Annotated in this window: 6 protein-coding genes; 2 read left to right on the top strand and 4 right to left on the bottom strand. The window is 62.4% G+C overall.

The window, feature by feature from the left end; genetic code table 11:
• Positions 1–379 precede the first annotated feature (379 nt).
• Together AADW18_RS11540 and AADW18_RS11535 are read right to left on the bottom strand one after the other, a co-directional pair.
• The gene (locus AADW18_RS11540) at positions 380–733 is read right to left on the bottom strand and encodes a VanZ family protein (RefSeq protein WP_337343531.1); all 354 of its coding nucleotides are present in this window, start codon (positions 731–733) and stop codon (positions 380–382) included.
• 56 nt (positions 734–789) lie between these two features.
• Positions 790–1,974, bottom strand: coding sequence for a class I SAM-dependent methyltransferase (locus AADW18_RS11535; RefSeq protein WP_337343530.1), 1,185 nt, complete (start codon positions 1,972–1,974; stop codon positions 790–792).
• 103 nt (positions 1,975–2,077) lie between these two features.
• On the opposite strand from AADW18_RS11535, the gene AADW18_RS11530 reads away from it, so the two are divergent.
• Together AADW18_RS11530 and AADW18_RS11525 are read left to right on the top strand one after the other, a co-directional pair.
• Positions 2,078–2,908 carry a 20S proteasome subunit A/B gene (locus AADW18_RS11530; RefSeq protein WP_337343529.1) on the top strand — a complete coding sequence of 277 codons (831 nt, stop codon included), beginning with the start codon at positions 2,078–2,080 and terminating at the stop codon, positions 2,906–2,908.
• A 360-nt stretch (positions 2,909–3,268) separates the two neighbouring features.
• Complete coding sequence (locus tag AADW18_RS11525; protein ID WP_337343528.1) at positions 3,269–3,682, top strand: hypothetical protein; 414 nt, start codon at positions 3,269–3,271, stop codon at positions 3,680–3,682.
• 262 nt (positions 3,683–3,944) lie between these two features.
• Here the strand turns inward: AADW18_RS11525 and AADW18_RS11520 are convergent, their stop codons facing one another.
• Positions 3,945–4,886 carry an alpha-E domain-containing protein gene (locus tag AADW18_RS11520; RefSeq protein ID WP_337343527.1) on the bottom strand — a complete coding sequence of 314 codons (942 nt, stop codon included), beginning with the start codon at positions 4,884–4,886 and terminating at the stop codon, positions 3,945–3,947.
• Positions 4,886–6,346, bottom strand: coding sequence for a circularly permuted type 2 ATP-grasp protein (locus AADW18_RS11515; RefSeq protein ID WP_337343526.1), 1,461 nt, complete (start codon positions 6,344–6,346; stop codon positions 4,886–4,888). Before AADW18_RS11515 ends, AADW18_RS11520 begins: the two co-directional genes overlap by 1 nt.
• Positions 6,347–6,439: the final 93 nt, after the last annotated feature.

The raw sequence follows: 6,439 nt of genomic DNA, 5'->3' as shown, positions 1-6,439 counted from the left end.
TTCAGTGCGCGCGATCAAGAGCGCGCCGCAGCGCGTACGGATGGCGAACAGGCTGCCACTATCGCAAGTCGTACATGCACATCCGGCAAGCCCTTGTAGGAGCGCCTTCCCGGCGCGAGCTCTTTGCTTTTGTCGCGATCTGATCGAAAGAGCTCGCGGCGAGACGCCGCTCCGCGCCCGGATAGCCGTTCAGTGCGCGCGATCAAGAGCGCGCCGCAGCGCGTACGGATGGCGAACAGGCTGCCACTATCGCAAGTCGTACATGTACATCCGGCAAGCCCTTGTAGGAGCGCCGTCCCGGCGCGAGCTCTTTGCTTTTGTCGCGATCTGATCGAAAGAGCTCGCGGCGAGACGCCGCTCCTACAACTTCAAGACGCTCTTATAACTTCGCCGAGTGCGGCAGTCGCTGCTCCACCCGCAACCAGGCATCCCGCACCGGTGTCAATGCGGTCGCCAATCCGGCAATGACGCCCAAGGTATTGGCCAACGCATCGAAGGGATCCTGCATTCGGGTGGCGGTGTAGGCGCCCTGCGCGTATTCCAGGCCGACCCCCATCGCAATCAACCCAGCGCCTGCCAGCAACCAAGGTCCACGCGACGCGAACAACTGCACCGCTCCCATGGCGAGCAGGCAGTACGCCAGGAAGTGTTCGACCTTGTCGCCGCCGGAGGGCAATTCAGGCAACGGTGCCGGCGGCATCAGCGACAGCGCGACCACGGCCAATACAGCCATCAGCCATACCCCCAGCCAAAGTCGCGGGCGCCGGAACGGTTTCAGCCAAGACGCCGTCACAGGCGCCAACTCAGGTCGTTCATCAGGAAGGCCGCGCCGAACTCCACATCGCGTGCGAATCCCATTGCCTGGAACCGCTCTCCCATCTCGCTGGGCAAGGTCAGTCGTTTGGCTTCGTTGCGAAAACGCTGCTTGGCGGATTCTTCGGCGCGAGCTTCCACTTCTTCCAGACGCTGCTGCAATCCGTTGCCCAGCAGGAAGCTGGTCTGGCTGCAGTAGCCGGCCAGGTCGAAGCCGGCGTTGGTGCCTGCCTCCGCCAGTGCGGTGAAGTCCACCGACGCGGTGATGTCCTGCAAGCCTGGCCACAGGAACGGATCGGCATGTACACGATGGCGATAGAAAGCGCGCAACGTCCCGCTATCACGCTGCGGCAGGTAGTACTCGCGGCGCGGATAACCGTAGTCGACGAACAACATGGCGCCCGCATCCAGGCCACCCATCACCGCCTGTAGCCAGTACGGCAGTTGCGGCAGCAATTCCGAGCGATAGCCGTCAGGAAACGATTGGCCGGTGTAGCGCTCGACGTGGCGCACCGCGGCGGCCAGCAATGCGTCGGCAGGATGTTCGGTGCGGACGAAACCGCCTGCCGCGCCCACCGCCACGCCTTCCTCGAACACCTCGCCATCGCGCAGCGTGAACCGCGGCGTGGGCAACGCATCAATCACTTCGTTGGCGAACAGCACGCCGTTCCATTTCGCTGCCGGCGGACCGTCCAACCATTCGACGATGTCGAACACCGGCGGAATAAGCTTCCGGCCCAGTCGTTCGCGCTGGCGCTCGCGCAGGTCCGCGCTGGGTTCCAAAATGGCGTAGCGCGCCGGCAACGCGTCCAGCTCCAGCAGCCGCTTGAGCATCACTTCGGCGAATGCGCCACTGCCGCCGCCGATTTCCAGGAATTCCGCCTGCGGTCCCAGCTGTTGCAGTACCGGCGCGACCGCTTCGGCGACGCAACTGGCGAACAACGGGCCCAACTCCGGTGCGGTGACAAAGTCGCCGGACTCGCCGAATTTACTGCTGCCAGCACTGTAGTACCCCAGACCGGGCGTATACAGGCAGCGCTCCATGAAGCGCGAAAAAGGAATCGCGCCGCCCGCCGCCGCGATCTCTTCGCGGATCAGGGCCGCCAGCTGCTGGCTATGCGCCAGCGCGACATCGTCGGGGAGGGGAAGCTCGGCCTGCATCGGGCGCACCAGAGTGGGGACTTGAGAGTGTGAACACAGGCGGCCATTGTACGTGCCCCGCGCGCGCGCATAGAATCGAGTGCACAGCAGCAGCGGATACGTCATGACCTATTGCGTCGGCATTGAAGTGGACCAAGGCTTGATCTTCGCCGCGGACACCCGCACCAGCGCGTCGTTCGACGATGTACGCGTGTATCGCAAGATGCACTTCTTCGAATATCCCGGCGAGCGGGTATTCGTGCTCATGTCGGCCGGCAATCTCGCCACCACGCAGCTGACGATTTCCCGCTTGCAGCGCGATGCCGACGATCCGGACGCCAAGCGCAGCCTGCGCACGTTCTCCCATCTTTACGAAGTGGCCGAGTATGTAGGCGATACCTTGGTCGCCAGCCAGACCAAAGTCAGCGACGATGCGCAGCAGAGTGGCGTCAGCGTCCAGGCGACCTTGATCCTGGGCGGCCAGATTGCCGGCGAGCGCCCTGGCCTGTACATGGTCTACCCGCTGGGCAACTGCATCGCCACCTCGCCGGAGACGCCGTACCTGCAGATCGGCGAGTCCAAGTACGGCAAACCGATCCTGGATCGTATTCTGCGGCCGGAGACCACGCTGGAAGACGCCGCGCGCTGCGCGCTGGTATCGCTGGATTCGACCGTCCGCTCAAATCTTTCCGTCGGCTTGCCCATCGACATGGCGCTGATCCGCGCTGGCGACCTGAAGATCACACAGAAGATGCGGTTGGAAAGCGACACGCCGTTGTACTCGGAAATCCACGAGACCTGGTCGCGCAAGCTGGAAGCCGCCGTACGCAGCTTGCCGCGCTTCCCTTGGGAGCCGCCAATGGAGAAGGAAGAGACTCCCTCCGCATTGCCTGCCATGCCACCACGCCGGCAGCCTTCACGGCAGGATCCCGGCGACGCGCAAGGCCAACAGTAGGAGCGCACGACACACCACCCCGTGCAGGAGCGCCGTCTCGACGCGCGCTCTTCGCTTCTATCGCGACCTGACAGAAAGAGCTCGCGACGGGGATGCTCTACCGGCAAGGCTGCTCCTACGCAGGCTCTTCTGTAGGAGCGCCGTCCCGGCGCGAGCTCTTCGCTTCTATCGCGACCTGACAGAAAGAGCTCGCGACGGGGATGCTCTACCGGCAAGGCTGCTCCTACGATGCTCTCCTGTAGGAGCGCCGTCTCGGCGCGAGCTCTTCGCTTTTATTGCAACCTGGAAGAAAGAATTCGCGGCGGGGATGCCGCTCCTACCGGCCGGAGGCCGTTCCTACGACGAACGAGGGAAGTTGCCATGCATGCATTCGCACCGGTTTTGCTCGTTCTCAGTGCACTGATTATCTTCGGCCTGGGCGCTCTGCATCTCCTGCTCACCTTTCGCGGCGACAAGCTGCATCCGCGGGATACCCAGCTTGAAACCCGGATGAAGGAAGTCACACCGATCCTGACGCGCGAAACGACGATGTGGAAAACCTGGGTGGGTTTCAACGCAAGCCACTCCTGCGGCATGCTGTTTTTTGGCATGGTGTATGGGTACTTGGCGATCTTTCGGAGCGAGGTCATTTTTCTCGACCCGTTTCTGTTGTATGCGGGACTGCTACTTCTGTTGGGGTACGTTTTCCTGGGAAAGCGCTACTGGTTCAGCGTTCCCTTCCGCAGCATTCTCGTGGCTACTGCGCTGTACATCGCAGCACTCACTGCAAATTAGGGTTGACGTAGGAGCGCCGTCTCGGCGCGAGCTTTTCGCTTCTATCGCGATCTGACGGAAAAAGCTCGCGGCGGGACGCCGCTCCGCGCCCGCGCCTCGGTAACCTCTCAATGCAAGCGATCATGAGCGCGCCGCAGCGCGTCCGGATGGCGAACAAATGGGCTTCAATCGCTCTTTGCTTCTGTCGCGACCTGTCAGAAAGAGCTCGCGGCGGGACGCCGCTCCTACAAGGTAAAAAGCCGCTCCTACAACAATTTCGCTATCAGCTATAGAAATAACCATCGGCGATAGCCGTATGCAACGCGCTGAGTTGCAGTTGGATCTCATCCATGAAAACGGCTGGATTGCGGGACGCCAGCGATGCTGGATCCGCATTGCGGGTCATGCCGATCACGCGGTTGAGATAGCGGTCTATGCCAGGGCGGTATGGCATGGTCGGCAGTACGCTCTGTGCCCGCGACAGACAGAACTGCACGCTGCGCGGGAATTCGGCGTTCTGCAGCAGAAAACGCAACGCCAGCTCCGCGGTGACGCGCTGGCGCACGTGACGACGGAACATCTGATACGCCGCCAATGATCGCAACACGCTCATCCACTGCATGTTCTGAAAGGTTTCGCGGTCTTCCTCGTGCCGAGGCGTGACCAATCCGGAGGCGCCCGCATCGATGATGCGGGTGGTCATGTCCGCCTGTTCCAGCGCCGTGCCCAAACGCAGGAACTGGTAGCCGATATCGCGGCTGACGTTGGCGCTCAGCAGGCCGGAGACTTTAAGGCAGCCATCGATGATGCGACCCAGGAAATCCATGCGATAACGCCGGCTGACGCTGCGCTCGCCATAGGTACCGATGTACAGATGCAGATCGTTGATGGCTTCCCAGACCTCCTGCGGCAGGCTGTCCCGGATGCTGCGAAGGATCTCGCGCGCCGCGTCGATCGAACTCCGCAGGGACGTCGTGTTGCGTTCGTCCAATAGCAGGAATCGCACCACTTCGACGTCGCCGACGTCTTCGCCCGCATCAGGGAAGTGTTCTGCGAACACTTCGTCGGCGCCCACCGTATCGATCAGCGGCCGCCAGGTGAACCGTACCGAGCGTGGCATGTCCAGCTGCAACTGGCTGCCCACGCCCACCAGGCGTGCGGTGTTTTCCGCACGCCGCACATAACGGCTGAACCAGTACAGATTGTCGGCCACGCGCGACAGCATCAGGCGCGCTCCTCGTCCGTGCCGTCATCCATGTCCACCACCCAGGTGTCCTTGGCGCCGCCGCCTTGCGAGGAGTTGACCACTAGCGAGCCTTTCTCCATGGCCACTCGCGTCAAACCGCCGGTAGTAACGTAGGTATCCTGGCGCGACAGCACGAAAGGCCGCAGATCCAGGTGCCGCGGCGATGGCCCCTGCTTGGTCACGATAGGCGCAGTAGACAGCGACAACGTGGGTTGCGCCATGTAGTTGCGCGGGTCGGCCTGGATCAGCTGCTTGAACTTGTCGCGCTGGCGTTTGGTGGAACGTGGCCCGATCAGCATGCCGTAGCCGCCGGACTCATTGGCCGGCTTGACGACCAATTTCTCGATGTTCTCCAGCACGTACTTGCGCTCCTTGGCGTTGTGGCACAGGAAACTGGGTACGTTGGGCAGGATCGGATCCTCGTCTAGGTAGTACTTGATCATCTTGGGCACGTAGGCGAAGACGACCTTGTCGTCGGCGACGCCCGCGCCAGGCGCATTGGCCAGCGCCACCTTGCCCGCGCGCCAGCTACGGATCAGACCGGGCACGCCCAGCGTGGAATCCGGGCGGAAGTTTTCTGGATCGATGAAAAGATCATCCACACGCCGGTAGATCACGTCCACGCGCTGCGGCCCATAGATGGTGCGCATGTAGCAGCAATCATCATCGGCAACGAACAGGTCGTTGCCTTCCACCAGTTCGATTCCCATCGCCTGCGCCAGGTACGCATGTTCGAAGTAAGCACTGTTGAACACGCCCGGCGTCAGCAGAGCAATGACCGGTGAGTCGCCAGGGCGCGGCGACAGTGCGACCAGCGTGTCGTAGAGCTGCGACGGGTAGTCGTCCACCGGCAGGATGGAACTGGTTTCGAACAATTCCGGAAACACCCGCTTCGCCACCATGCGGTTTTCCAGCATGTACGACACACCACTGGGAATGCGCAGATTGTCTTCCAACGCGTACAGCGTGCCATCGCTGTCGCGCACCAGATCCGAGCCGCAGACGTGTGCCCATACGCCCAGCGGCGGCTCGATACCGACGCATTGCGGGCGAAAATTGACCGAATCCTTCAGCAGCATCGCCGGGAACACTTTGTCCTTGACGATGCGCTGTTTGCCGTAGACGTCGCCAATGAACAGGTTCAGTGCGCGCATGCGCTGCTTCAGACCGGCCTCGGTCCGCTTCCACTCGCGGCGGTCGATGATGCGGGGTATCAGATCGAAAGGCAGCGTGCGGTCGACGTTGCGCCCATCGGAATAGACGGTGAAGGTAATGCCCTGCACGCGGGCCACGACGTCGGCGGCCAGCTGCCGCTCAGCGATTTCGCGTCCGGACAGGCCGGCCAGGTATTCGACTAGCCGGCGCGCCGCCGGATGCGGCTGACCATTGGCTTGGATCAGCTCATCGAACGTGGTCGTGCGGTATTTGGCCCAGTCCATCCGCCCCCTTCCGCTGCCGCCCGCCGGCCGGATGCCGACGAGGGTTGATGCAATGCAACATGCCTGCAAACCCAACATGCCGTCAAGCGTCCG

It is taken from the genome of Pseudoxanthomonas sp. CCNWLY206-1, assembly GCF_039710385.1.
GTDB lineage: Bacteria > Pseudomonadota > Gammaproteobacteria > Xanthomonadales > Xanthomonadaceae > Pseudoxanthomonas_A.
Note: the sequence above shows the minus strand (reverse complement) of the source record. Positions and strands in the feature narration are given on the sequence as shown.